Source organism: Gluconacetobacter tumulicola (assembly GCF_014174215.1).
GTDB lineage: Bacteria > Pseudomonadota > Alphaproteobacteria > Acetobacterales > Acetobacteraceae > Gluconacetobacter > Gluconacetobacter tumulicola.
In genome coordinates this window covers 1-2,269 of the sequence record NZ_JABEQL010000058.1, presented here as the reverse complement: position 1 = coordinate 2,269, position 2,269 = coordinate 1, and the positions used below count along the sequence as shown (strand labels likewise).

Annotated in this window: 1 protein-coding gene and 1 pseudogene; one reads left to right on the top strand and one right to left on the bottom strand. The window is 47.7% G+C overall.

The window, feature by feature from the left end:
* Nucleotides 1–567 precede the first annotated feature (567 nt).
* Nucleotides 568–1,428: a DUF3037 domain-containing protein gene (locus tag HLH29_RS19165; protein ID WP_182968964.1), complete on the top strand. Its 861-nt coding sequence runs from the start codon at nt 568–570 to the stop codon at nt 1,426–1,428.
* A gap of 107 nt (nt 1,429–1,535) precedes the next feature.
* Here HLH29_RS19165 and HLH29_RS19160 read toward each other — a convergent pair.
* Nucleotides 1,536–2,140, bottom strand: a pseudogene (locus tag HLH29_RS19160) (IS5 family transposase).
* Between the last annotated feature and the right edge of the window lie 129 nt (nt 2,141–2,269).

Sequence of the window (2,269 nt, the reverse complement as noted above, 5' to 3'; positions counted from 1 at the left end):
TCGATCAGTGGCTCCCAAACCGCCCACGCTTCGTCGGTGAAAATCTGTGTCGCATTGCTTTCACTCATTCCTCATATATAGGAATAACCTACAAGATCTAACAGGCCCTAGTGTAATACCAACAGGGCGTAAACGGTTAGAATTAGATCGTCTGCCGGAAGCTGCAGCCATTTGGTCTTTTGACGGAGCATGTGAAAATAGCGACCGTCGGTTGGGAAATCCCAATCTTCTGACTGTTGGCGCAAACTGGTGGCTGATTGATCATGAGTTAATTTGGCCGACCGTATATCTATTGGGCCACCGTCCCGTTTGGACTCTCGGTGGCTTGAGTCACTTGGCCGAGGACGGACACCATGTGTTTACCACCGATCTTAAGGGCAGGGCAGTATCCCTTAACGAGATAAGAGATCGGTGGGCGGCGTTGCCATTGGCAGATTTTCAATCGTTTGCTAGCACGCTGCCTCGGGAGTGGGACGCTGTGGATGTTATCGCGACTGCTGTGAAACAGATATCTAATGTTCAGAGCAACTTAGATCAATTTTTGAGAGAGGTAGAGCGGGTGCTGACATGACTGGGATCAAAAAATACTCCTACGTCACATTGCGCTACTGCCATGACTCGGTCACACGGGAATTTGTTAATATCGGGGTCGTGGTGTTCTCGTCTGAAGGTAAATTTCTAAAAGGGCGCTACACGGACCGGATTCAGCGAGTTACCGCATTATTTCCAAATATTGACCGCGATAATTTGCGACATATTATTAGGTCTGTAAAATCGGCGACGAATAATATTATAAAAATGGGGGAATTTTGTGACTTATTTTCTGGAATTCACAATGCGGAAACGGTGGCAAGGCGAATAATAATCAATGATGATAGTGCGTTAAGGTGGTCACCTCTGGCTGGCGGTATTAGTACTGATTTGGAGGAAACGACCGAACATTTATTTGAACGGTTTGTAACCAGATATCAGGAAAATATCCAAAAACACAGAAGAACTGACCATGAAGTATTTACAAATATTTTATCAAAACTAAATTCTAGAAATATTTCAAATAAATTTAAAGAAAAAACCATACGAACAAAAACAGACGAAATAGATTTTAAGTTGGCGTGGAAAAACGGAAAGTGGCATTGCCTTCAACCGCTTTCTTTTGATTTGTCAGATGGTGACCATATTCGTGATAAGGCGCGGAAATGGACAGGTCATCTATTAGCAGTTTCAGAATCATCGGATGAATTCACCCCATATTTTGTGGTGGCAAAGCCGAACTCTAGCCATCTGCAGAAGGAATTTGATCATGCACTTTCTATATTAAAGAAAAGTCCGGTCCCATCTGAAATAATTCTTGAGGAAGAATCTGATCTTTTTATATCTAAAATGGCCGAAGATATTTTTTCTCATGAGAAAAAAGGTTCCGACAATTAATTTCTAAGTCAAGGTGTTTTATTTTTTATCCTACCAACGGCACTTTTATAATCATGATGTGCGCCAGCGTTGACGGTACTTCTAGGTGTTGTCTGCATTCAACGTAGTCAGATCATGGCGCATGCGAGGTGGACGAAGCCCATGAAGGCGGGGAGCGATTTCTCGCATCGCAAGGCGATTCTCCGGAAACCTTTGAGTTTATTGAAGAAGCATTCGACCTGATGGCGTTCCTTGTAGAGGCTCCAGTCGATCGGAGGCATGGTGGCGCGGCTGGGATTGGCCTTGATCTGTGCGGTTGCCCCGAGGTTATCAGCTATGAAGGCGCGTAGCGGGTCTGCATCGTAAGCGGCATCGGCGATGATATAGCCGATGCCCCGCAAACCAGACAGAAGAGCTTCGGCCTGTGGCCGGTCGCCATATTGCCCCGATGTCGGATGGACCCGAAGCGGGGGGCCGATTGCATCGACGACGGCGTGCAGCTTGGTCGCCAGCCCACCGCGCGAACGACCAATGGCGGCAGCTTCAGCCCCCCTTTTGCACCAGTAGCATCAGCATGAACTTTCGAAATGGCACTATCGATCAGGATGTATTCGAAGTCCGGCGTGTCGGCCAAGGTATTGCTGGCCATCCACAAGATCGCATCCACAAACAGTCGGTTGTCGAGCCCATTCCGCCCGGGCGTTCCAATCCGGCCGGGAAGATGGCTTTCGATCCGGCTCCATTGCTCGTCTGTCGTAACCGGCCGCTCATGGCCGCCTTATGATCGGATTGGGTGATTGGTAAGTTCACGTCGTTAACGACGTCGTTATTGACGTTGTTTGGGAGGTGAGGATGCGGCAGG